Consider the following 23,152-nt stretch of genomic DNA (forward strand, 5'->3'; position numbering starts at 1 on the left):
GAGTCAGGTAGGTGTTGCTGCTTTGCTAGCGGCTGAGGTTGCTGCGGTTTTGGCCCTTTTCCCTCAGAACCTGTTCATAGTCTGCTGGATTTAGTCGAAATGGGGTGATACCGCGTTAAAAACGCCTGCGGAATGCTCATTTACTCCATGTAAACTCTGCTTCTCCGCTTGTTTTCCGTCGTTTTCGTCTTGTCTCACTCTAGCTTGCGAGACTTTGAACAGGCTCGCCTAATTTCATACAGCTGCTCAGGTCCGCGCAGGAACTCCAGAATACAGCCAGCTATTGACTGTCAGGTGCTGGCAAATCTCGGTTTCGAAATAGTGTTTTTGGTGCAGGCTCATGGTTATTCCGACCATTCAGGATGGTTTTCGGCCAGCCATGCCCGGGTGTGGGCCAGCAGGGCTGCAGCTTGCTGCAGGCAGGCGTCTAGGGCGCTATCTGCAATCGGGTCGCCCTGGTAGTCGTTCACATTGCGCTGCTTGCGCAAGGCATCCAGTACGATCACTGCCTTTGGCGGCAGATCCATGGTTTTCGGTAAACACTGGATCGCTGTCTGGTGATGGCCGGGCTTGCTGGTCGAGGTGCGGTAACCGCGCGCCAACAGGCCGACCATGGCGCATTGCATGATGGTCTTGTAGGCCGCATCAAAGCGGTTGTCAGCACTCAGGCCCGGCAAGGCTGCATCGGCCAGATTCCGCGCTGCCGCTGCCAGCAGTTTCTGGATGGCCGCTTTGTCTGCCGGCTGTCGCAGCAATTGGCCCGTTGCCATTAAATTATCCAGCGTCATGTATTGTTCCCAATAGCATCAAGTTTGGCCGCGTCAGCACATCACGGACAAAGTAGTCATCAGCGGCACGCATTTGCTGCCATTTCTCAGTGCTATACACCACGGGGTTGATCTCGCGCCCCAGCATGGCCTGGCAGGGGTACAGTGCCTCCACCACCTCGGCAAAGCCGACACGGCCCACCACCAGCACATCAATATCCGACTCGGCATGTGCCTCGCCCCGTGCCATGGAGCCAAATACCAGCGCCAGCTCGATCTGCCCGGCCAGCGGCTGCAAGGCATCACGCAAGGGGGTGGACAGGCCAACTGTCTTGCGGAATAGCCCAGCCAGCTCGGGATACACCGGGTTGGCCACATTGGCCTGGTACAGCACCTGATTGCCCCGTGTACTGCGCAACAGCAAGCCACAGGCAGCAAGTTTCGCCAGTTCCCGGTGCAGTGAACCGGGCGAGCTGCCTGTCAGGCGGGCCAGCTCGCGCACATGCAGTGATTGTTCCGGGTGTAACAGCAGGCGGGCCAGCACACCCTGGCGCTGCGCACCAAACAGGGTTTCAAGCAAATCCATATGTAACTCTTTTGGCTTCAATTGTAGCAATATTGGCTACATTAAAGCCGGCAATGACCCGACTCAAGCAAAATCAATGGTTGCAGCTAAAAAGGCTGCAATTGAAGCAAAAAAGGCTACATATCGACTAGCTGGGCATCCTGCCAATCGGTATAGCTTTGCCCGCTGTCCTTCAGCTTCCACTCGATACGGCCATTGGCATTGCGTGCCAGCACGATGGCGGCGGCAGCACTGGGGCTGTTGAAGGGACAATCCTCGCTGAAAACCAGCATGCCATTGTCAGTGGGCACCAGCTTCTTGGCCTCTTGCAGCGACTGATGCAGCTTTTTGTAATTGACCCATTTCTCGTTTTCCCATTGGCCGCGAGCTAATGAGCCTTTACGCACAATGAACTCGCCATCGATTTCCTGTGCGGTGGCGCTGATACCTTGCCTGGTCGTGATGGAGAACACCGGGGACTGCACGCTGGAGTCCTGTTCGCTTGGCTGCGTTGTGGCCGCTTGCGCCGGCACGGCACGCAGCAAATCCAGCCCCAGCGCTGGCAGCACGATTTGCAATTGTTCAATCAGGTAGTGCATGTCGGCCATGTCGGCTTCCGGCAAGACGCCATATTCGTTTTGCTTGCCTTTGACATTGGCCACAGACAAACGCCCGGCATGGCTGGCAATCGAAATCAGCTTGCTTTCCACATAGCGCAAATGGCCTTTGGTGAGGTTGGCATCCTTGCTGGTAAAGATGAACATGCGATCCCAGAAGTCCTTACCACCGGTGGACTCCGGCTTGTTGTGCTGGGCCAGCCGTTCTCCTACCACTTCCGATTCGCCGATATACGCCTGGCGGCTGTCAGAGTCGGCAGGATTGTCGCCAACCAGCACATACAAGCCAGGCCGGCTGGCTTCTGCCAGCTTGAGCACATCCGCCAGCCGGGAGCGCGGGGCGCTGATCACATGGCCGGTCCAGTTGATGATTTCAGCCGTGATGATGCCACCTGGCGTACCGTCCACCAGAAACATGCGGATGGATTTGCCGTGGTTCACACCAGATCCATCCAGCTATCGTCATGCCAGGCGTCGAGCAATTCGCTGACCTCGGCCTTCGCCACGGCAGGGTAGCGACTCACCCAGGCCTGCAGGGCGTCGCGTTGGGTCAGGGTCACGCTGCCGCTGGCATAGGTGGTGATGAAGCCGCTGCTCTCATCACCGCCGTAAGTCAGGCCCAAGGCTTCCACCTTTTCAATCAGCGCCTCGACATAGCTGTCTCGTGCAGCTCCTTTCAGTGGGGTGACAAATTGCACCGACAAGCTAAAGCCAAGCTCCTGAAATTCGCCTGCATGGTGCTTTTTGCGCTGGCGACGGTTCCAGTTGGCCAGACGACGAGCGGAAGGGATGATGATGTTGTTCATGGTTTACCTTGTTCTCATTGTGTCAGCGTGGATTTGTTGGATGGATAGAGCACGGCGATACCACTCATCATGTGGTTACGGCTAGTCCCGTACTTGGCTAACCAGACAAGAGCTGAGCGGGTTGTTGTGCTCACTAGTCTACATGACAGGCATGGGCTGCATCGTCGCGGATGTGCTGTTCACCGTGGTGCCATTGCCGCGTTCTCTGTTGTTTTGGCGGCTGGGGCGCCTCATCTTCGAAGTAGGCTTGCTTATCTTAGTCAATGGCATGTTTTCGCTATCCTGCAGCGCAGTTGTCTGGCTGCTGTTTGTCCTTGAGGCCGAGCACGTTCCTACTGCCCGCGTCACGCGGTGGGTGTTCCACGCTAATGGTGGTGTAGTCATGTATCGACGACAGTCCAGCCTGTCATGGCCCGCTCCATTGTAATAAACCCCGGATGCACCCCCTGCTAACAGGTGGATGAGTCCGGGGTTTGTATGGGGCAGGGTGCTGGCATCGCTTCGGGGTGCGGAAGCACCACACCTTAGCGCGCTTTCCTACGCGCAAAGTAAACCCCGGTATCCGCGTGTCCTTGAGTTCTACACGTGAATCCGGGGTCTTGATTCTGGATATATAGCTGTCGGTCAGGTGCGCCTGCATCGTTCGCTCCGGGGTGGCAACTGGGGTCGAGCGCTACAGGCAAACACCCAAAACAGCTTATTCCTTGGCTGTGCTGTCCTCTGCTCCGGCAGCGGCATCGCGTGCCTGCTGCTGGGCGGCACTTCTGGCGTCGTAATACTCTTTGTTATCCAGATAGTGCTGACGGCGGGCTTCCTTGGCTGCGGCTTTTTCCGCCAGTTCCGCTTGCTTCTTGGCTTCTGCCTCGGCTTCCTGCGCCTTGCGGGCCTGACGCTTGGCTTCGCGGATGGCTTCTTCCGCCGCTTCCATGTCAGCCACTTCCTTCAGGCTCTTGGCCGGGCCGGTTTTTTCGAACCAGGCGACGGACTCGACGTGGGCGGTGTGCGGGAACATGTTAATGATGCCGGCGGCCTTGAGGGTGTAGCCCTTGGTGTTCACCAGCACATTGGCGTCGCGCGCCAGGGTGGCCGGATTGCAGGAAACATACACGATGCGCTGCGGCGCGGTATCGTCGGTCATGGCCTTGAGCAGCTGGATGGCACCGTCGCGCGGTGGGTCGACCAGCATCTTGTCGAATTTGCCCAGCGCGGCAAAGCTTTCCGGGGTGACATCGAACAGGTTGGCCATTTCATACGTCACCTTGTCTTGCAGGCCGTTATGGGTGGCATTTTCCACGGCGCGCTTGACCAGTGCCAGGCTGCCTTCCATGCCGTGTACATTAGCGCCGGAGCGGGCAATGGGCAGGGTGAAGTTGCCGATGCCACAGAACATGTCGGCAATGCGTTCGCCCGCTTGCGGGTCGAGGAAGCTGAGGGCGCGTGCCACCATGACCGCATTGATCTGCGGGTTGACCTGGGTGAATTCGGTGGGGTAGTAGGGCATTTCCACGCCGTATTGCGGCATGCTGTAAGTCAGCTTTGGCGCATCCAGCGGGTAGATGGGATAACAGGTATCCGGGCCGGCTGGCTGCAGCCAGATCTGCAGGGGGCGCTGTGGCTGGCAATGCTGATCGGCGAACTGTTGCAGCAGCTTTTCGTCAGCCTGGCTGATGGCATCCATATTGCGGAATACCAGCACGTCCACCTTGTCACCTACTGCCACTTCCACTTGTGGCATGCGGCTGTTGATCGACAGTTTGGCGATCATTTCGCGCAGCGGCATGATCAGGTCGGAAATGTGCTTGGGCAGGATATGACACTCGCGCATTTCAGCGATATAGCTGGAGTTCTTCTCATGGAAGCCCACCAGTACGCCGCCCTTTTTTGCCACCAGGCGTGCCGACAGACGGGCGCGGTGGCGGTAATGCCAGGTGGGGCCGGCAATCGGGGTGAGAATGCGCTCGGCCTTCACCTTGCCGATGAACTTGAGGTTGTCTTCCAACACGCGCTGCTTGATGGCGACCTGTGCGGTAAACTCGACGTGTTGCATGGAACAGCCGCCACAGGTGCCGTAGTGCGGGCAGGCTGGTGTGGCGCGCATGAAGCTTTCCTTCAGCACGGCAGTGGTATCGGCGTTTTCGTACGTGGGCTTTTTGCGGTAGGCGCTGTATATTACCTTTTCATACGGCAGGGCACCGTCGATGAAAATGGTTTTGCCGTCGACGTGGGCGACCCCGCGGCCTTCGTGGTCAAGTGATTCGACCAGAGCAATGGTCTGTTGCTGAGTCATTGTATTCGTGTGATAAATCAGGCGGAAAAGCGTGATTTTCTCAAAATATGCGCCGCTGCGCAGGGGTTTTTGCCAGAGCGGTCGATATCGGGTTTCTGTTATGATGCCTTCAATCAAAAACTATTGGTCTGGTGCGCGATGAAGCAGTCGGTTTTTACTCTTGTACCTGGTGTGGTTCTGCTGCTGGGCAGCATGGCTGGCTGGGCTGCCAACATGCCTGAGCCGGATATTCTGATCAGTCAGACCGGCCAGCATCTGGTAGTGAATCTGCCGCAGGCGCGGCTGTTTTTGTATCAGGATGGCCGTCTTCAAAAAATCTACCCGGTGGCGGTCGGCAAGATGCTGACCCAGACGCCGACTGGCAGCTATGCCATTACCGGCGTGTATCGTGATCCTAGCTGGCATGTGCCCAAGTCGATCCAGGACGAGCAGAAAAACCAGGGCAAGCCGGTGCTGACCGTGGTGCCGCCCGGCCCTGACAATCCGCTGGGGCCGGTGTTCATCCGCTTTGGCGAGGCCAAGCTGGGGTTGGGTTTTCATGGCACCAATGCGCCCGGTTCGGTGCCAGGGTTTCGTAGCCATGGCTGTATCCGGCTGAAAAACCCCGATGCCTTGAATCTGGCGGGTACGGTACAAAAAGGTGCGGCGGTTACCGTGGCCTACCAGACCGTCCTGCTCAACGAGGATGGCGCTGGCGAGCTGTGGCTGACGGCCTACAAGAACCACTACAAGCAGGATGACCCGTCCTTCCCCCATCTGGCTGACAGCCTGCTGGAGTGGCAGCGTACCCATTCGGTGGCGGTGGTGGGCAAGCGGGTGGACCACGCGCTCAAGGAGCGCAGTGGCAAGCCGGTTTGTCTGACCTGCAAGAGCGACAGCGGTAATCCGGGCGAGCTGGCGGCAGTGCGCTGGCTGTCCCTGCCGCCCAAGGGCGGTGTTCCTGTCGAGCAGCAGGCTGTGCCGCAAGATCCGGCGGCCCAGTCCTACAACTCTGCAGGCAGCAAGCTTAAGCTGGTGAAGAAGCCCGCCGTGGTTTTGTAGGTTCTTGGTGCTTGGTGGATGATGACAAGGCCGACGCAAGTCGGCTTTGTGCTTGTCCGGGGGCCGCATACTTGCTTTTTTGTGTTGCGACCCTATATTAGCCCCTTCCCTTGCAAGCAGGCAGCGTAGTAATGACAACCATTGTGGCAGTGAGAAAAGGCAATCAGATTGCTATTGCCGCCGATAGCCAGACCACCTTTGGCGACGACCAGAAACTGCTGGCCGGTTATGACTGTTTTCATAACAAGATTTTCCAGCATGGCGACAGCTATCTGGCCATTTCCGGTTCCGCAGCCCACGACCTGGTATTGCAAGGTGCATTGAAAGAGTTGAAGAAAAAGGATCTCACCAGTCGTAAGGGTATTTTCGATACCTTTCGCAAACTGCATCCCAAATTGAAAGACGGGTTTTACCTGCGTCCGGAAGAGGACGAGGAAGATCCCTATGAATCCAGTCAGATGATGGTGGTGATCGTCAATGCCCACGGTATTTTTGGTGTCTATCCCATGCGCGAGATCTACCAGTTCTCGCGTTTCTGGGCGATAGGTTCAGGGCGCAAATTCGCCATGGGGGCGATGTTTGCCGCTTATGAGCAGGATTTGAGTGCGCAGGAAATCGCAGAAATCGGCGTGCGTGCCGGTTGCGAGTTTGATGTCAATTCCTGTCTGCCAATGACCGTCTATACCGTAGAAGTGGCCGAGGACGCCGCCAAGGAAAAAACAGCATGAGCCAACACGATACTTTGCAACGCTTCCTGTTTGATGGTGCACCGGTACGCGGTGCGCTGGTGCGCCTGGATGGCGCATGGCAGCAGGTGCTGGCACGCCGGGCCTATCCGGCCGCCCTGAAAACCATTCTGGGTGAAATGATGGCGGCGGCCGAATTGATGGCTGCCAATCTCAAATTCGAGGGCGCGATGATTTTGCAGCTGCATGGCAGCGGCCCCTTGCGCCTGGCTGTGGTGGAGTGCAATCACGACCGCACGGTACGCGCCACGGCCAAGTGGGATGGCGACCTGGCGGACGAAGCTCCCATTCTGGAATTGCTGGGTGGTAGCGGCCAGTTTGTCATCACGCTGGAGCCCCGGCATGACAAATCGCAAACCTGGCAAGGCATTGTGGCGCTAGAGGGCGACACCATCGGCCAGATGCTGGAAAACTACATGCTGCGTTCCGAACAGCTGGAAACCCGCTTGGTGCTGGCTTGTAACGACAGCACGGCCGCCGGCATGCTGTTGCAGCGTTTGCCGGACGGGCATGGCGAGCCGGAAGGTTGGGAGCGCATCAGCATTCTGGGCGGCACCTTGCAGGCAGAAGAGCTGCTCGGTCTGTCGGCTGAAGATATTCTGCACCGGCTGTTTCATGAGGAAACGGTACGGGTGTTCGAGCCGGAGGGCGTCAGCTTTGCCTGTAACTGCAGCCAGGAGCGGGTGGGCAATATGCTGAAAATGCTGGGTGGCCAGGAAGTGGGCGAAGTCTTGCTGGAGCAGGGCAGCGTGGAAATCGTCTGCGATTATTGCAACCAGCATTATGTATTTGACGAGGAAGATGCCAATACCCTGTTCAATTACGACCTGCTGGCGGCCGTGCGCGAGGCGCGGCACTAGCTGCTGTGCTGTCTTGCTAGCCTGTGTCAAAACCGCCATATTCTGGCGGTTTTTGTCTTTGTGCTGGACCAAACCGCTGCTTGCGAGCAGCCTGTCCGCAGTGGCTGTTTAAGGAAATAGTAGATTTGATCACAAATGTGCTGATATTCTAAACAGGCACGCAGCATCAAACCTGTATCGAAGGAGTAGGGAAACAATGAAAAAAATGCTTGTAGGCGGCCTGCTGGCTGCATCTGCACTGGCTGCTCAGGCTGGCGCACCGGTTGTCAATATTTACAACTGGTCGGATTACATTGCGCCCACCACGGTGCCCGATTTCAGCAAGAAAACCGGCATCAAGGTACGCTACGACGTGTATGACAGCATGGAGACGCTGAATGCCAAGCTGGTGACCGGCCGCTCCGGCTATGACATCACCGTGCCTTCCAATAATGTGCTGGAAGTCGGCATCAAGGCCGGCCTGTTCCAGCCGCTGGACAAGAGCAAGATCCCCAATTACAAGAACCTGGACCCGGCCCTGCTGAAGCTGATGGAAGCATCCGATCCGGGTAACAAATACGCCGTGCCGTATTTCTGGGGCGTCATCACCCTGGGCATCAATGAAGACAAGGTGAAAAAGGCGCTGGGCGGCAAGCTGCCGGCCAATGAATGGGATCTGCTGTTCAAGCCGGAATACGCTTCCAAGCTGAAGTCCTGCGGCGTCAGCATTCTGGACTCCGCTGCCGACGTACTGCCCAAGGTGCTGCACTACTACGGCAAGCAGCCGGGTAGCAATAACGAAGCCGACTACAAGGCCGTTACCCCGCAGCTGGCTGCCATCCGCAGCAGCATCACCCAGTTCTCGTCCTCCGGCTATATCAACGATATCGCCAATGGCGACGTCTGCCTGGCCATGGGTTATGGCGGTGACCTGAACATCGCCAAGCGTCGTGCCGAAGAAGCCAAGCGCGGCGTGAACATCAAGGTGCTGATGCCGTCGTCCGGCGTGGCTTTCTGGGTGGACAGCATGACCATTCCGAAGGATTCGGCCAATGTGGCCAATGCGCTGGCCTTCATCAACTACACGCTGGACCCGCATGTGGCAGCGGCCAACGCCAACAAGGTGACTTACGCACCGGGCAGCCTGGCTGCACGTCCCTTTGTTGACAAGAAGTATCTGGCTGACCGCAGCATCTTCCCGACGGCAGATGATGTGAAAAAAGGCTTCATCATGAAGTCGGTTGACCCGAAAACCCTGCGCGTGTACTCGCGTCTGTGGCAAAACTTCAAGCTGGGCCGTGCCGGCTGATTGCGCGCACCTGGCATGACACCAAAAGCTCCCGCAAGGGAGCTTTTTTCATGTCCAGAGCGGCTAGCCGGCCACTGAATCGCGGGAAACCACGCTGGTGAACGGGGCGACTTTTGCCGGTGGTCTTGGTATCCTTGCAGGTTCGATATTGTCGACGGCCGGATGGCTGCCGACAAATGTTTATGCTAATGCCAGGAGTGTTGATGATACCCAACCGCCAGCTCAATGATTATGTGCGCGAACAGGGTTTGAAGCTTGACCGTACCGAACTGCAAATCGCCGTGATGACCCTGCAGGCGGTGCTGGACGTGGACAAGGCGCCGGTGCAGCGCGATCTGTTCCGCTATCCGGTGCCCAAGCTGAGCGAGGATGGTGCTTGCTCGCTGATCGAGGAACTGGCCGACGAGCCGTATGACCTGGCCCCCTGGTTTGGCGGCGAGAGCGAGCCGGCCCGCACTCTGCTGACTAATCTGAATGCGCTGGTGGACTCGGTCAATCACAAGATCGGTGCCGACTGGCTGGGCATCTATCGCCGCGCTGGCGAAGGCAAGCAGGCGCGTCTGCTCAAGCTGGCTTATCTGGGCCTGCCCAGCCGGGCCGAATTTCCGCTGACTGAAGCCTTTGCCGAAACCAGCAATAACAGCCGGGTGGGTCTGACCGGCTGGGGCGTGCTGATTGAAGACGTGGCCGCCTGGCGGGCAGAAGGCGGCGGCTATTACGAATGCGATCCCAAGGTAAAAAGCGAAGTGTGCCTGCCCATCGTTGACGAGCACGACCGCGTGCTGGGCATTCTGGATGCCGAATCCAGCCAGGTGGGTTTCTTCGATGAAAGCCGTCTGGTTTGGCTGGCGGCATTGGCCATTGTTCTGGCCGCTCCATTCGCTGCCATGCCGCCGCTTGAAAAGATGTAACTTGCCCTCAGTTAAATAGTACTGACTATTACTAATTGCTTTGCGTGGCAAGCGCTAAGCTTTCTGAACAGATTCCGGAGCAAGCATGGCCGTGCAATTTCCTAATCCCCTGGTAGAACCCGCTGTCGATTATGTGGCCAGCTGCCGCCTGCCCACGCCGTGGGGTGAGTTCACCATGCATGGTTTCGAGGAAACCGAGACCCGGCGCGAACACGTGGTGCTGACCCTGGGCAATGTTGCCGATGGTCTGCCAGTGCTGGCCCGTCTGCATTCGGAGTGTCTGACTGGCGATGCGCTGTTTTCGCTGCGCTGCGATTGCGGCTTCCAGCTGGAGGCGGCACTGGACGCCATCGCCAAGGAAGGTCGTGGTGCCTTGCTCTACCTGCGGCAGGAGGGTCGCGGTATTGGCCTCATCAACAAGATCCGCGCCTACAAGCTGCAGGATGGCGGTGCGGATACAGTAGAGGCCAACGAACAGCTGGGCTTCCCGGCGGACATGCGCGATTTCCGCGTGGCGCGCCATATGCTGGATGCGCTGTCCATCAAGAGCGTGCGGGTGATGACCAATAACCCGCGCAAGCTGGAAACCCTGAAGAACGCCGGTATTGATGTCGTGGAGCGGGTGCCGTTGATGGTGGGGCGTAATCCGCACAACGACCGTTACCTCGATACCAAGGCCGCCAAGCTCGGGCACATGCTGTTTTCCTGAGTTGTCAGTCTTTGCTGCCCCAAAATGCCAGAGCGTTGCTCTGGCATTTTTCATGGTTGCTGCGCGCACTATGGCGGAGACTGAAGTTACGGCATAATTTGCCGATATATTTAAAATAAAATAAGCGTACAGTTTTAATTGCATGGGGCTGGCAAGCAAGGCGATGAGGAGTCACTGTGAAAGTCACACCCAAGCAGAATGTGTTGTTGAATGCGTCGGCCTGGAATCCACTGCCGGCTTACCGCGCTGCGCCAGCCGTGGCGCAGTTGGCCGATTTTCAGCCCGGCAGCGAGGTATTGGCCGAATACCTGGACTGGGTGGCCTATCTGGATGATCTGGCCAGGCAGGCCAGGGAAGGGCAGGACGACGACGGGCGGCGGCTGGCGCTGGCCAAGTTGCGTTTTTTGCATCGCCGGGTGCTGTTGCTGCACGAGCAGATGATGCAGGGCGGACGCAGTCAGGTGAAGGCCGGGCTGGATGCGCTGTTACGGCTGGCTGGCGAACTGGAGCAGGTGGTACAGGAGCTGACCGGACGCCAGCCGCCGGTGGTGGATGAGTGGCCCTTGCCCTACCGCTTGTATAGCCGGCAGTCACCGCCGGCGGAGGGCTTGCGGCTGATGGCGGCTGGGCGCGAGCGGCGCTTGCGGCCACGGTTGGCCGGCAATGTGCTGCATCCGGATGAGCAGCATGCTGCACGGCTGGTGTTGCATGGCATGCGTTTTGTCATGGCGCTGGTGCGCGATGGTTTCGGCATGGCGCAGCATCCGCTGCTGCTGCAGGCGGCAGATCAGGTATTGCGCATCAATCAGCTGATTGGCCCGGAGCAGGGCAATATATAGAGTAGGGTGCCGCAATGAAAAAAGCCGGAATCGTGAGATTCCGGCTTTTGAGTTGGTGGAGATAAGCGGGATCGAACCGCTGACCTCTTGCATGCCATGCAAGCGCTCTCCCAGCTGAGCTATACCCCCGGTGTTGCTTGACTTGCCATGCGGTCTGGAGCCGACATCACAAGCTGACTGTAGTGTGGTGGAGATAAGCGGGATCGAACCGCTGACCTCTTGCATGCCATGCAAGCGCTCTCCCAGCTGAGCTATACCCCCGGTAATGCTGGACTCCTGATAACCGTCAGTGTGTCATCAAAAGCTTACTGTCTGTGGTGGAGATAAGCGGGATCGAACCGCTGACCTCTTGCATGCCATGCAAGCGCTCTCCCAGCTGAGCTATACCCCCACGGGTACTACGTCTGGTACTCTGGCGTCCCCACGGGGAGTCGAACCCCGGTTACCGCCGTGAAAGGGCGATGTCCTAGGCCACTAGACGATGGGGACCCTAAGAACTTTATCCGACTGGAACGGTTTGGTGGAGCTAAGCGGGATCGAACCGCTGACCTCTTGCATGCCATGCAAGCGCTCTCCCAGCTGAGCTATAGCCCCGTGTGTGTCGTTCACAGTGGGGCGCAGTATAGACAGGCTGCCGTTGGCTGTAAAGGGATCTGCGAAAAAAATTTTGCTGCGCGGCCTGCGCTATAATCGGCGGCTTAGCAATGACTGTGCGGGAATGCCGATGTCGGTTGGCCATTATGAAAACTTCCCGGTAGGTTCCATTTTGCTGCCCCGCCGCATGCGCCGGGCGGTGCATGCCATCTACCATTTTGCCCGCTATGCCGACGATGTTGCCGACGAGGGTGACAAGCAGCCGGAAGAACGGCTGCGCGAGCTGGCGCATCTGCAGGACGAGCTGGATGTCATCCGTGACGGTGGCATCCCGGCCATGCCGCTGATGCGTAATCTGGCTGCCGCCATCAGCAGCCATGCGCTGCCCATGCAGCCGTTTTACGATCTGCTGTCGGCCTTCAGCCAGGATGTGGTGAAAAAGCGTTACCAGAACTTTGCCGAAGTGGTGGACTATTGTCGCCGTTCGGCCAATCCGGTAGGGCGGCTGATGCTGGCCCTGTATGGTGAAAACGACCCGCGCAGCCAGGCCATGTCTGATGGCATCTGCACCGCGCTGCAACTGATCAATTTCCTGCAGGACGTGGCCATCGACTGGGACAAGGACCGCATCTATATCCCGCTGGATGATCTGCAGAAATTCCGTATCCGCGAATCGCAGATCGCCGGGCGCGATGCCACCGGCCTGTGGCGGCCGATGATGCTGGCGCAAATCGAGCGCACCCGTAAAATGCTGCAGGCCGGTGCGCCGCTGGGCAAGGTGCTCAAGGGGCGGCTGGGTCTGGAATTGCGGCTGGTCATCATGGGCGGCGAGCGTATTCTGAAAAAGCTGCACGACAGTGGCGGCGATGTGTTTCGCCAGCGCCCGGTGCTGACCTGGCGCGACTGGATTTATATGTTCTGGCGTGCGCTGCGTGCCCGCTAAGCACGGCTAACAAAAAAACTGGTGCAGCGTTGCGCCGCCTGGCCCCTGGAGTGCCGCGCTATTTTGTTGGCTGCTCCAGCGACCGCTACAGACAATAACAACCATTCTTCGGGATGCTCCGGCAGGCCCGATGGCAGATGAGGAGAGGCGAGTGACGCCGCAGCAGTATTGTCAGGACAAGGCCGCCAGCAGCGGCTCCAGCTTTTACACCAGTTTCCGCTTTTTGCCGGCAGATCGTCGCGATGCCATTACCGCGCTGTATGCCTTTTGCCGCGAAGTGGACGATGTGGTGGACGAGTGCCACGACGAGGGCGTGGCCCGTGCCAAGCTGGCCTGGTGGCGTGGCGAGGTGACCAAGCTCTACCACGGCCAGCCTGAGCATCCGGTGATGCAGGCGCTCAAGCCGCATGTGACCGCGCTCGACCTGCCGCAGAACCTGCTGGAAGAAATTGTCGACGGCATGCAGATGGACCTGGACTTCGCCCGTTACGAGCGCTTTCAGGATTTGCTGCTGTACTGCCACCGGGTGGCCGGCGTGGTGGGCCAGCTGGCCGCGCAGATTTTCGGCTATCAGGACCGGCAGACACTGAAATACGCCCACGAACTGGGCATCGCCTTTCAGCTGACCAATATCATCCGCGATGTGGGTGAGGACGTGCGCCGTGGTCGCATCTACCTGCCGGTAGAAGAACTGCAGCGCTTCAATGTGCCGGCCAGTGATCTGAGCAGTTATCAGGAAACCCCGGAATTCGCCGCGCTGATGAGCTTCCAGATCGAGCGTGCCCGTGAATACTACCGCCGCGCCTGGGATTTGCTGCCGGCAGTGGACCGCAAAAGCCAGCGTCCCGGCTTGCTGATGGCCGCCATTTACCGCGCCACGCTGGAGGAAATCCAGCTGGACGGTCCGGCCAAGGTGCTCAACCAGCGCCTGTCGCTGACGCCGCTGCGCAAGCTGTGGCTGGCCTGGCGCACCTGGGTGCTGGGTTACCAGGCCTGATCCTGACATGGCTGCCATTCCACGTATTGCCATCATCGGGGCCGGCTGGGCCGGCCTGGCGGCGGCCGTTGAGTTGGCTGGCCACGCCGAGCTGACGCTGTTTGAAGCCGGGCGCGAGCCGGGCGGGCGGGCACGCCGCATCAGTGCCAGCGACAGCCAGCTGGATAACGGCCAGCATATTCTGATCGGTGGCTATCACCAGTGTCTGCGGCTGATGCGCAAAGTGGGTGTCGACCCCGAACAGGCCATGCAGCGCCTGCCCTTGAGCTGGCATCGCCAGGATGGCATACGCATGCAATGCCCACGCTGGCCGGCCCCGCTGCATGTGCTGGCTGGCCTGCTGTCGGTCAAGGGCTTGGGCTGGCAGGACAAGTGGCGCTTGGCCCGCGCCTTGCAAAGCCTGCAGCGTCAGGGCTGGCGGCTGGCCGAAGACTGTACGGTCAAGCGCTGGTTGCAGCAGCAAACCCAGTCGGACTGGCTGGTGGAGCAATTCTGGCGGCCCATGGTGCTGTCGGCGCTCAATACGCCGCTGGAGCAGGCCTCGATGCAGATTCTGGCGACCACGCTGCGCGACAGCCTGGGTGGCCGTCGTGCCGACAGCGACCTGTTGCTGCCCAGGCAGGACCTGTCGGCACTGTTTCCCACCCCGGCCTTGCGCTGGCTCAGCGAGCAGGGCGTGCAGTGGCGCGGCGGCGTGCGGGTGGAGCAGCTGCAAGCCGCCTCACATGGCGTGCTGGTGGATGGTCAGCCTTTCGACGCGGCCATCGTGGCGCTGGCGCCTTATCACGCCGCCGCCCTGTTGCAGGAGCCGGTTTTGCAGGCGCAGGTCAAGGCTTTCCAGTACTGGCCGATATATACCGCATACCTGCGCTACGATGCCGACATCGCCATGCCCTTGCCGATGATGGGCTTGCAGGGCGGCACACTGGACTGGCTGTTCGACCGCCAGGCGCTGTCTGGTGAGCGTGGCTTGCTGGCTGCTGTCATCAGCGCACCGCTGCTGGCGGTACAGGCGCTGAGTCGCGAAGCGCTGCTGCGCAAGGTGGAAACCGATATCGGTGAGCTGCTGCCGGCCTTGAACGGCCTGCAGCCGACCGCCGCGCAGCTGATCGTGGAAAAGCGCGCCACCTTTGCCTCAACCGTGGGACTGACAAGACCACACTGCCGTAGCAGGGTACAATCGGTTTTTCTGGCGGGGGACTGGCTGTGCCCGGACTACCCCGCCACGCTGGAAGGGGCGGTGCAAAGCGGTGTGACTGCCGCCCGCCAGCTATTACAGGATTTGCCATCATCACGGGTCGCCGCCGGGTGACTCACAGCAGAAAATCAATATGAACCAAACATTTGCCAAAGATTGTCTGGCTGGCCGCGTCATTCTGGTGACGGGTGCTACGCAAGGGGTAGGTCGGGAAGCTGCGCTGACGTTTGCCGCGCACGGTGCGTCGGTGGTATTGCTGGCGCGCAGCGTCAAGGGGCTGGAAAAGGTCTACGATGAAATCGTGGCCGCCGGTGGCAAAGAGCCTGCTGCCATTCCGCTGGATCTGCTGACGGCGACCGACGAGCAATTGAGCAACGCCGCTTTCCAGATCAAGCGCGAACTGGGCCAGCTGGATGGCATCGTGCATTGCGCCTCGCATTTTTATGCCTTGTCGCCGCTGTCCAACCAGGGCATAGACGAGTGGATGAACCAGTACCGCATCAATACCGTGGCACCGTTTGCGCTGACCCGCGCCTGCCTGCCACTGTTGAAGGAGTCGGCCGACGCCTCGGTATTGTTCATGGGTGAAACCCATTCGCTGCACCCGGCGGCTTACTGGGGCGGCTTCGGCGCGTCCAAGGCTGGCCTCAACTACCTGACCCGCGTGGCGGCTGACGAGTGGGAGGTGTATCCGAACCTGCGCGTCAACCAGCTGATTCCGGGTCCGGTGAATTCGCCGCAACGCAATCGCACCCATCCGGGCGAAGCCAAGAGCGAGCGGGCTGATCTGGCCACGCTGATGCCCTATCTGCTGCACTGGATGAGTGATGCCAGTAAGGGGCAGAGCGGCGAAATCGTCGAACTGGACCTGCGCAGTCAAAAAGGCGAATAAGCGGCACGGGGCCGGTCATCACGCGGTGGCCGGCAGATGGTCTATGGGGGGAGAGCATGAAGAGTCTGTGGATCTGGCCCTTGCTGGTGCTGCTGGCCGGCTGCAACTGGGTCAATAATGTGTCCGGCCTGTCCAAGGAGGCACACAAGGCGCTGGGCGCTGCCTGCCGCCAGACCGGCCGCTCGCTGGAAGAGTGCTTCAAGCGCAACCCGGAGGCTGATACTGCGGCCATTTATGCCGGCTGGCGCGAGATGAACGAGTACATGTCCAAGAACAAGCTGGACACCATGGAGCCGCCAGCCAGTGACAGCCCCAAGCCACACGGTGACACGGCGTCCGCCGCCAAGGATGGTGCTGCCGCACCAGCCGCCACCCCGGCAGAGGGCAAGTCCTCCAGTGCGGCACCCAGCCCGGCAGCCCCGCCGCCACTGAGCAGCGAGGAGGCCGACAAGGCCGCCAAGAGCGATCCGCAGGTGGCGGCCGTACTGGCCGCCATTCGTCATAATGGTGGGGCTGAGAAAGCCAAGGCCAAGGCGGGCAGTAGTAGCGGTGAACCAGACCAGAAGCGCCTGCTCAACATCATCCAGCAACTCAATGGCAACAAACCTGCCGACAACGGCCAGCCCCCGGCCGACAATGCCAATAACGCCAATCCCGGTTGAATCCTTCCTGCGCTTTTCCTGATGGCAAAAACCAAAACTGTTTTCAGCTGCACCGAGTGCGGCGGCCAAGTGCCGAAATGGCAGGGCCAGTGTCTCCATTGTTCTGCCTGGAACACCCTGGTAGAAGCCGTTTCCACCCCGGCAGCCAGTAACCCGCGCTTCCAGTCCTGGTCCACCACCAATGCCCGGGTACAGGTGCTGTCCGAGGTCAAGACCGAAGAAGTCCCGCGCGACCCCTCCGGCATCGACGAGCTGGACCGGGTGCTGGGTGGCGGCATCGTGCGCGGTGCGGTCATCCTGATTGGCGGTGACCCCGGCATCGGCAAATCCACCCTGCTGTTGCAAGCGCTGGCCGTCATCGGCAAGCGGCGCAAGGTACTGTATGTGTCGGGCGAGGAATCGCCACAGCAGATCGCCCTGCGTGCCTCGCGGCTGGCGGTTGACCCCAGCCAGGTCAACTTGCTGGCGGAAATCCGCCTGGAAGCCATTCAGGAAGTACTGAAGCAGGAACAGCCGGAAGTCGCGGTCATCGACTCTATCCAGACCCTGTATACCGAGCAGGTGACCTCCGCCCCCGGTTCGGTATCGCAGGTGCGTGAATGTGCCGCCCAGCTCACCCGCATGGCTAAGCAGACCGGCACCACCATCCTGCTGGTGGGCCATGTCACCAAGGAAGGCTCGCTGGCCGGCCCGCGCGTACTCGAACACATGGTGGACACCGTGCTGTATTTCGAGGGCGATGCGCACTCCAACTACCGCATGATCCGCGCCATCAAGAACCGCTTTGGCGCAGTCAATGAGCTGGGTGTGTTCGTGATGACCGAAACCGGCCTCAAGGGCGTGTCCAACCCCTCGGCCATCTTCCTGTCTTCCTATCGTGATGATGTGGCCGGCTCTTGCGTGCTGGTCACGCAAGAGGGCAGCCGCCCGCTGCTGGTGGAAATCCAGGCACTGGTGGACGATTGCCATGGCATGCAGCCCAAGCGCCTGGCGGTGGGGCTGGAGCAAAACCGCCTGGCCATGCTGCTGGCGGTACTGCATCGCCACGGTGGCGTGGCCTGCTTTGATCAGGATGTATTCCTGAATGCGGTGGGCGGGGTCAAGATCAGCGAACCGGCAGCCGACCTGGCAGTGATCCTGGCCATGGTGTCGTCCTTGCGTAACAAGCCCTTGCCGAAAAAGTTGGTAGTGTTTGGCGAGGTGGGGCTGGCCGGCGAAGTGCGGCCGGTATCACGCGGGCAGGAGCGGCTGAAAGAAGCCGCCAAACTGGGCTTCAGCCGCGCCATCGTGCCCACGGCCAACAAGCCGCGCCAACCCATCGAAGGGCTGGAAGTGATTACCGTGGACCGGCTGGAACATGCCGTCGATTACTGTCGTGGAGACTGAGCCATGATTGCCCATGCCGACCTGGAAGCCGAACTGGCCTATCTGCAGCGCTATGCCTTGGCGCAGCTGCGCGACCGCGACGCTGCCAATGAAATCGTGCAGGAAACCGTGCTGGCGGCGCTGGAGTCGGGTGACAGTTTCAATGGCAAGTCCAGTCTGCGCACTTGGCTCACTTCCATTCTGCGCTTCAAGCTGATCGACCGGTTGCGGCGCAAGGGCAAGGAGGTGTTGTTCGAATCGCTGGAGGATGAAACCGACGACAGCGACTTTGACGGCCTATTCAGCAAGAATGGCCACTGGCAGGACAAAATCAAGGCCTGGAGCGGGCCAGAAGAGTCGCTGATGTCGCGCCAGTTCTGGGAAGTATTCGAGCGCTGTTCCGAGGTGATGCCCCGGCGCACGGCCATGGCTTTTGTCATGCGCGAGGTGATGGGGCTGGAAATTGCCGAAATCTGTAACAATCTGGACGTGACGGCGACTAACTGTTCAGTGCTGCTGTATCGCGCCCGCATGAGCTTGCGCGAGTGTTTTGAAATTCGCTGGACCGGGGAGGCCCACGCATGAAAATCAGTTGCCGGCAGGCCAGCCGTCTGATATCGCAGGGAATGGATCAGCCTTTGAATCAATGGCAATACGTGCGCTTGCGGGTGCATTTGTGGATGTGCGGCAACTGCCGCCAGTTTTCCCATCAGCTGCAGTTGTTGCAGCAAGCCGCTCGCAAGGCCGGTCGCGGAGAGTAAGGCTGTAAGGTGGAAAGAGCAAAGCCGGGTCAATGCCCGGCTTTCAGATTATTGACAAACCCCTCTCGCTTTTCGAAAGGAAAGCGAGGCTCCCTTGCAGGGCAAGGGCGGGGGGGTTGGGAGTAAATTGGAAGGCTGCGGAATCAATCACTTAGTCGAGAGGCCCGGCTTTGCCGGGTCCAGTGAAATCGCACCAGTTTACTTTGTCAGCAGCCTGAAAGCCGGGTCCATGCCCGGCTTTTTGCTTAATGGCGCTTCTTGTTGCTACTGGCAGGCTGACAGCGCTGCGGACAGCTGCCGCACTGCTTGCTGGAGAGGCCGGCGCAGTCCAGCGACTGTTTCAGGGCACAGACCGAGCGGCGGCAGGCGATGAAACGGACTTGTTCTTCCGCCGCCAGTGCGCGGAAATGGCGCATCACATTGTGGCCGAGAAAATCGGTAAACAGGATGAGCAGATCGGTGCCGGCCGGCAGGCGGTCGCTCTTGCGCTGGTGTGAACTGTTGCGGCCGTTCAGGTGGCGGTGAATGGTGATGCCGAACTCTTGCAGCACCTCGGGAATATTGCCCAGCGTATCCGCGCCTACCAGCATTGCATTCATGACAGCTCCTGAGTGATATGTTTTGCAAATGATAATCATTATTATTTACAAAGACAAGTGCCATCTGGAGTGATTGTTATCTGGCGGCAAAACGCTAAGGCAAGGCCTGCACGCGGATGCGCACGGATTGCTGGCCGCTTAGCAACTGCCGGCCCGTGCCAATCAGCAAGCTGCTGCGGCCTTGCTCGTCGCGGCCTATGCTGCCCACTTCTATCCACTCACCCAGCCGCCCGGCTACCGTGGTGGAAAGCTGGCTGCCCTTGAGTTGGTTGCCGGCAAAGGCCTGCTGGCTGACCGCCAGTTCGATGAGCACCCGCTCACCCTGCAGGTGAGGGAGGGCGTAAAAGCCGCTGACGGCCTCCTGCCAGCTGCTGCCGCGCACGATATTGCCTTGCGGCGTCAGCAACAGCCAGGGCAGCGGGCGGCTGTTGGCGGTCTGGATGAAACCGCTGCGCCCATCCAGCAAGGTGAGGCTTTGCAGGCTTTGGCTGGATCGGCTGTGGCTGTCCTGCTGTGCGGACAAGGCGACGCCATTACCCGCACTGCCGGGGAGAGTGCGACCAATGCTGATATTGCCTTGCAGCTGTACGCCGGACTGGCTCTGTACACTGCTGCCGGATTGGCTTACCTCCAGCCGCAGGCTGACCGGGCGCACATCCAGCTGGCGTGCCAGCTCTGCCAGGCGGGCTTCCCGTTCAGGGCTGGCGTCAATGATCAGCTTGTTGTCCATCGCACTCAGCCGTTCATCCGGCCGCAGTTGCGGCTGCAGCGCTGCTTGCAGTTCGCTGGGGGCGCGCCAGTTCAGTTCGACCAGTTGCAGGGCCTGGGCGGCGCTGTTGGCCAGCAATAGCGAAACAAGCAACACGAAACGCATTTACAGCTCCTTGCCTGAGCGCCAGATCGACCAGATCAGCCATACGCTGTTGAACAGGGCAATCATGAAGCCGATAAAGCCGAAGAAGGGCAGGCCGAACAGCTTGGGCCCGGCGTTGACCGTCATCACGATGGAAGAGCCGATGATCAGGCAGCCGGTGACGATGGCCATAGTCAGACGATTGGTACTGCGGTCCAGCTGCTTGCCGAAACTGTCCAGCCGTTGCAGGTCCAGATTGATGCGGAATTTACCCTGACGGATGTCCTTGGACAGGCGCAGGATGTCACGGGGCAGGCCGGTGAGCATGCCCAGCGTTTCCTGCAGCGTCAGCTTGCCGCGCTTGAGCAGGGTTTTCGGGTGGTAGCGCGCCAGCATCAGTTCGCGCACAAAGGGGGTGATGTGCTCCACCAGCTGGAAATCCGGATCGAGTTGGCGGCCCAGCCCTTCCAGCGTGATCAGCGCCTTGAACAGCATGGCCATGTCTGGCGGCAGCAAAATGCCGTGGTCGCGGATCAGCGCCATGATGTCGGTGATCAGCTGGCTGATGTTGAGGTCTTTCAGCGGCACGTGTTCGTACTGGAACATGAATTCGCTGATGTCGTAGGCAAATTTCTGCTCGTCCACCGGGGTGTTGCCGGTCCACTCCACCAGTACGTCCATCATGGCGTGCTCGTTGCGCTCGGCCAGTGCCGCCAGCAGGTCGACGATTTCGTCGCGCCGGCCATGGCTGATGCGACCCACCATGCCGAAATCGATAAAGGCAATGCGGTGTTCCGGCAGGAAAAATACATTGCCGGGGTGCGGGTCGGCATGGAAAAAGCCGTTGAGCAGAATCATCTTCAGCACGGCATCTGCGCCACGGCTGGCCAGCTCCACCGGGTTCAGTCCGCTGTCGGCCAGCTGGTCCAGCCGGCTGGCCGGTACGCCATCAATGTGCTGCTGCACATTCACCGCCGGATTGGTGTAGTCCCAGTACACGTGCGGCACCACCACCTGGGCGTCATCGGCAAAGTCACGGGCGAAGCGTTCCATATTGCGCGCTTCTACCGCCAGATCCATCTCGCGCTTGAGCGAGCGGGAAAACTGGGCGACGATTTCCACCGGCTGGAAGCGCCGCGCATCGGGGAATTCCATTTCGATCAGCGTGGCCAGATGCGCCAGGATGCGCAGGTCGGCATCCACCTTTTCAACGATGCCGGGGCGGCGCAGCTTGACGGCCACATGGCTGCCATCATGCAGGGTGGCGAAATGCACCTGGGCGATGGAGGCCGAGCCGATGGGCTTTTCATCAAAGCTGGCAAACAGCTCTTCCGGCGGTTTGCCCAAGGCCTTGATCACCAGCAGCCGTACCGAGGCCGGGTCGACCGGTGGCACCGTGGACTGCAGTTTTTCGAATTCGGCAATCCACTCGGCGGGGAATACATCCACCCGCGTCGACAGGATTTGCCCCAGCTTGATGAAGGTGGGGCCCAGCTCTTCGAAGGCCAGCCGCACCCTGACCGGAGTGGGCAGGCCCGCGTCGGCATCGGGCAGGTGCAGGTTCAGCCATTCGCCGGCTTTTTCCATGGCGCGTGGCAGACGCAGGCGCTGGGCGAACTCTCCCAGGCCGTGGCGGATGAGGATGCCGCTGATTTCCTTCAGGCGCGGAAGGTCGCGCATTGCAACAAGAGTTTCTCTGAGCATGGGCTGATTGGTGTCCAAGTTGGCTTTACACTCCCGTCCCTGTCCGATAGAGTGCGGCCTATGAAATTGCAACTCCGATTACTCGCCGTGATGCTTGCTGGCGTCATGGTTTTTGCCCAGGCCGCACCGGAAAAAAATGTGCAGGATGCACGGCCCAAGGTCGAGGCCTCGGAAGACCCCATTGCCAAGTATGCCTCGCCTGGCGAGGATGCAGTAGGGGATTTGCTGCTGCAGGCCATGAGCCTGCTGGGCGTGGCCTACCGTTTTGGTGGCAATTCGCCGGTCAGTGGTCTGGATTGCAGCGGTTTTGTCCGTTATGTATTCCAGAAATCCCTCAAGGTCAATTTGCCTCGTACCTCGGCCGAGATGGCGCATATCGGCAAGGCCGTCGATAAAAGTGAACTGGTCGCCGGTGATCTGGTCTTCTTCAATACCCGCGGTTTTGCCTATTCCCATGTTGGCATGTATATGGGCAACGGCAAGTTCATCCATGCGCCGCGTACCGGGCGCAATGTCGAAGTGGTGAACATGAACCAGAGCTACTGGCAAAGCCGCTGGAATGGCGCGCGCCGCATCAACCGCAATAATGCCAATGTGCAGGCTGCGGATGAATTGCCGGGTGCCGCCGACAGTGTCGCCGCCAAGTCGCGTGACAACAGTGCAGCGGCAGCGCCCAAGGTAAAATGTCGCAAAGGCAAGAAGTGCAAGGCGGTAGCCGAAGCGCCCGCCAGCAAGAAAAAGGGCAGCAAGGCCGAGAAAGCCAGCAAGGGTGGCAAGTCGGCGCGCAGTGACAAGCCCGCCCGTGCCGGCAAGTCTGGCCACGGCAAGAAGAAAAAGGTCGCCGGCTGAACCGCTGGCGGCTGACCATCATCACGATGCCCGCTTTGGCGGGCATTGCGTTTTCAGGATTAGCCAGGCATGGCCATGAATATTGACATTCCGGTATGGAAAGATCCGCAAGGTGGCATTGTCGCCTGCGTGGAAAAAATCAAGGTAATGAACGAAAACCTGGAGGAATTGCAGCAGATGGCGCAGGACGCGCTGGAAGATGCCATTCTGATGGGCTGTGACGAACAGCAGGTCAAGGATTTCCTGGTGCGGCTGATGCAAAGCCTGCACAACCCCTACCAGCCCTGAAAGGCAGACCG

25 protein-coding genes and 5 tRNA genes are annotated in these 23,152 nt (G+C 59.6%); 17 read left to right on the forward strand and 13 right to left on the reverse strand.

The genetic code is table 11. The annotated features are described in order from the left end of the window. Positions 1-344: 344 nt before the first annotated feature. The 5 genes from FAZ30_RS11480 to rlmD all read right to left on the reverse strand — a co-directional run bounded on the left by FAZ30_RS11480 (position 345) and on the right by rlmD (position 5,042). Positions 345-770: a DNA-binding protein gene (locus tag FAZ30_RS11480; protein ID WP_233578261.1), complete on the reverse strand. Its 426-nt coding sequence runs from the start codon at positions 768-770 to the stop codon at positions 345-347. A gap of 4 nt (positions 771-774) precedes the next feature. Next, positions 775-1,353, reverse strand: coding sequence for a nucleotidyltransferase domain-containing protein (locus FAZ30_RS11485; RefSeq protein WP_124641240.1), 579 nt, complete (start codon positions 1,351-1,353; stop codon positions 775-777). A 116-nt stretch (positions 1,354-1,469) separates the two neighbouring features. After that, positions 1,470-2,390: a GIY-YIG nuclease family protein gene (locus tag FAZ30_RS11490; protein WP_137009446.1), complete on the reverse strand. Its 921-nt coding sequence runs from the start codon at positions 2,388-2,390 to the stop codon at positions 1,470-1,472. Continuing rightward, positions 2,387-2,755 carry a 50S ribosome-binding protein YggL gene (locus FAZ30_RS11495; RefSeq protein ID WP_124641244.1) on the reverse strand — a complete coding sequence of 123 codons (369 nt, stop codon included), beginning with the start codon at positions 2,753-2,755 and terminating at the stop codon, positions 2,387-2,389. The genes FAZ30_RS11490 and FAZ30_RS11495 overlap by 4 nt, the downstream gene beginning before the upstream one ends. A 697-nt stretch (positions 2,756-3,452) precedes the next feature. After that, positions 3,453-5,042, reverse strand: a complete 1,590-nt coding sequence (rlmD, locus tag FAZ30_RS11500; protein WP_124641258.1) for a 23S rRNA (uracil(1939)-C(5))-methyltransferase RlmD — start codon at positions 5,040-5,042, stop codon at positions 3,453-3,455. A 213-nt stretch (positions 5,043-5,255) separates the two neighbouring features. On the opposite strand from rlmD, the gene FAZ30_RS11505 reads away from it, so the two are divergent. The 7 genes from FAZ30_RS11505 to FAZ30_RS11535 all read left to right on the forward strand — a co-directional run bounded on the left by FAZ30_RS11505 (position 5,256) and on the right by FAZ30_RS11535 (position 11,436). Beyond that, positions 5,256-6,083: a L,D-transpeptidase gene (locus tag FAZ30_RS11505; RefSeq protein ID WP_246043351.1), complete on the forward strand. Its 828-nt coding sequence runs from the start codon at positions 5,256-5,258 to the stop codon at positions 6,081-6,083. A gap of 131 nt (positions 6,084-6,214) precedes the next feature. After that, a complete protein-coding gene (locus FAZ30_RS11510) occupies positions 6,215-6,811 on the forward strand; it encodes an Ntn hydrolase family protein (protein ID WP_137009447.1) in 597 nt (198 codons plus the stop codon). After that, the gene (gene hslO / locus FAZ30_RS11515) at positions 6,808-7,689 is read left to right on the forward strand and encodes an Hsp33 family molecular chaperone HslO (RefSeq protein ID WP_137009448.1); all 882 of its coding nucleotides are present in this window, start codon (positions 6,808-6,810) and stop codon (positions 7,687-7,689) included. The genes FAZ30_RS11510 and hslO overlap by 4 nt, the downstream gene beginning before the upstream one ends. A 196-nt stretch (positions 7,690-7,885) precedes the next feature. Further along, a complete protein-coding gene (locus tag FAZ30_RS11520; RefSeq protein WP_124641265.1) occupies positions 7,886-8,977 on the forward strand; it encodes a polyamine ABC transporter substrate-binding protein in 1,092 nt (363 codons plus the stop codon). A gap of 203 nt (positions 8,978-9,180) precedes the next feature. Continuing rightward, positions 9,181-9,888, forward strand: a complete 708-nt coding sequence (locus FAZ30_RS11525; RefSeq protein WP_137009449.1) for a GAF domain-containing protein — start codon at positions 9,181-9,183, stop codon at positions 9,886-9,888. Between the two features lie 85 nt (positions 9,889-9,973). Beyond that, entirely contained in the window at positions 9,974-10,597 is a 624-nt protein-coding gene (gene ribA / locus FAZ30_RS11530) for a GTP cyclohydrolase II (protein WP_124641269.1), read from the forward strand. Between the two features lie 176 nt (positions 10,598-10,773). After that, positions 10,774-11,436, forward strand: coding sequence for a hypothetical protein (locus FAZ30_RS11535; RefSeq protein ID WP_137009450.1), 663 nt, complete (start codon positions 10,774-10,776; stop codon positions 11,434-11,436). Between the two features lie 53 nt (positions 11,437-11,489). Here the strand turns inward: FAZ30_RS11535 and FAZ30_RS11540 are convergent. The 5 genes from FAZ30_RS11540 to FAZ30_RS11560 all read right to left on the reverse strand — a co-directional run bounded on the left by FAZ30_RS11540 (position 11,490) and on the right by FAZ30_RS11560 (position 12,030). Then, a tRNA-Ala gene (locus FAZ30_RS11540) sits at positions 11,490-11,565 on the reverse strand. Positions 11,566-11,621: 56 nt separating this feature from the next. Further along, positions 11,622-11,697: transfer RNA gene (locus FAZ30_RS11545), tRNA-Ala, on the reverse strand. A 54-nt stretch (positions 11,698-11,751) separates the two neighbouring features. After that, positions 11,752-11,827 (reverse strand) — tRNA-Ala (locus tag FAZ30_RS11550). A gap of 22 nt (positions 11,828-11,849) precedes the next feature. Next, positions 11,850-11,925: transfer RNA gene (locus FAZ30_RS11555), tRNA-Glu, on the reverse strand. A gap of 29 nt (positions 11,926-11,954) precedes the next feature. After that, positions 11,955-12,030, reverse strand: a tRNA-Ala gene (locus FAZ30_RS11560). Between the two features lie 130 nt (positions 12,031-12,160). On the opposite strand from FAZ30_RS11560, the gene hpnC reads away from it, so the two are divergent. From hpnC to FAZ30_RS11600, 8 genes are all read left to right on the forward strand, one after another. Further along, a complete protein-coding gene (hpnC, locus tag FAZ30_RS11565; protein WP_124641272.1) occupies positions 12,161-12,973 on the forward strand; it encodes a squalene synthase HpnC in 813 nt (270 codons plus the stop codon). A gap of 151 nt (positions 12,974-13,124) precedes the next feature. Further along, positions 13,125-13,970 carry a presqualene diphosphate synthase HpnD gene (gene hpnD / locus FAZ30_RS11570; protein ID WP_124641274.1) on the forward strand — a complete coding sequence of 282 codons (846 nt, stop codon included), beginning with the start codon at positions 13,125-13,127 and terminating at the stop codon, positions 13,968-13,970. A 7-nt stretch (positions 13,971-13,977) separates the two neighbouring features. Beyond that, positions 13,978-15,282: a hydroxysqualene dehydroxylase HpnE gene (gene hpnE, locus FAZ30_RS11575; protein ID WP_137009451.1), complete on the forward strand. Its 1,305-nt coding sequence runs from the start codon at positions 13,978-13,980 to the stop codon at positions 15,280-15,282. Positions 15,283-15,301: 19 nt separating this feature from the next. Continuing rightward, positions 15,302-16,060, forward strand: a complete 759-nt coding sequence (locus FAZ30_RS11580; RefSeq protein ID WP_124641279.1) for an SDR family oxidoreductase — start codon at positions 15,302-15,304, stop codon at positions 16,058-16,060. Between the two features lie 56 nt (positions 16,061-16,116). Continuing rightward, the gene (locus tag FAZ30_RS11585; protein WP_124641280.1) at positions 16,117-16,722 is read left to right on the forward strand and encodes a hypothetical protein; all 606 of its coding nucleotides are present in this window, start codon (positions 16,117-16,119) and stop codon (positions 16,720-16,722) included. Positions 16,723-16,743: 21 nt separating this feature from the next. Then, complete coding sequence (radA, locus tag FAZ30_RS11590; protein WP_137009452.1) at positions 16,744-18,108, forward strand: DNA repair protein RadA; 1,365 nt, start codon at positions 16,744-16,746, stop codon at positions 18,106-18,108. Positions 18,109-18,111: 3 nt separating this feature from the next. After that, positions 18,112-18,672 carry a sigma-70 family RNA polymerase sigma factor gene (locus FAZ30_RS11595; protein ID WP_124641284.1) on the forward strand — a complete coding sequence of 187 codons (561 nt, stop codon included), beginning with the start codon at positions 18,112-18,114 and terminating at the stop codon, positions 18,670-18,672. Beyond that, a complete protein-coding gene (locus FAZ30_RS11600) occupies positions 18,669-18,848 on the forward strand; it encodes a zf-HC2 domain-containing protein (protein WP_124641286.1) in 180 nt (59 codons plus the stop codon). Before FAZ30_RS11595 ends, FAZ30_RS11600 begins: the two co-directional genes overlap by 4 nt. Before the next feature lie 245 nt (positions 18,849-19,093). On the opposite strand, the gene FAZ30_RS11605 is transcribed toward FAZ30_RS11600, so the two are convergent. The 3 genes from FAZ30_RS11605 to FAZ30_RS11615 all read right to left on the reverse strand — a co-directional run bounded on the left by FAZ30_RS11605 (position 19,094) and on the right by FAZ30_RS11615 (position 22,004). Continuing rightward, positions 19,094-19,447 carry a DUF2325 domain-containing protein gene (locus tag FAZ30_RS11605; protein WP_124641288.1) on the reverse strand — a complete coding sequence of 118 codons (354 nt, stop codon included), beginning with the start codon at positions 19,445-19,447 and terminating at the stop codon, positions 19,094-19,096. 94 nt (positions 19,448-19,541) lie between these two features. Continuing rightward, the gene (locus FAZ30_RS11610; protein WP_137009453.1) at positions 19,542-20,321 is read right to left on the reverse strand and encodes a hypothetical protein; all 780 of its coding nucleotides are present in this window, start codon (positions 20,319-20,321) and stop codon (positions 19,542-19,544) included. Further along, on the reverse strand, positions 20,322-22,004 hold the full coding sequence (locus tag FAZ30_RS11615) for an ABC1 kinase family protein (protein ID WP_124641292.1): 1,683 nt from the start codon (positions 22,002-22,004) through the stop codon (positions 20,322-20,324). It lies immediately after the preceding gene. Between the two features lie 60 nt (positions 22,005-22,064). Here FAZ30_RS11615 and FAZ30_RS11620 point away from each other — a divergent pair, with 60 nt between their 5' ends. After that, positions 22,065-22,853: a C40 family peptidase gene (locus FAZ30_RS11620; RefSeq protein WP_137009454.1), complete on the forward strand. Its 789-nt coding sequence runs from the start codon at positions 22,065-22,067 to the stop codon at positions 22,851-22,853. A 69-nt stretch (positions 22,854-22,922) separates the two neighbouring features. Next, positions 22,923-23,141 carry a hypothetical protein gene (locus tag FAZ30_RS11625; RefSeq protein WP_193394293.1) on the forward strand — a complete coding sequence of 73 codons (219 nt, stop codon included), beginning with the start codon at positions 22,923-22,925 and terminating at the stop codon, positions 23,139-23,141. The last annotated feature ends 11 nt before the right edge of the window (positions 23,142-23,152 follow it).

This window comes from Aquitalea aquatilis (assembly GCF_005155025.1).
Taxonomy (GTDB): domain Bacteria; phylum Pseudomonadota; class Gammaproteobacteria; order Burkholderiales; family Chromobacteriaceae; genus Aquitalea; species Aquitalea aquatilis.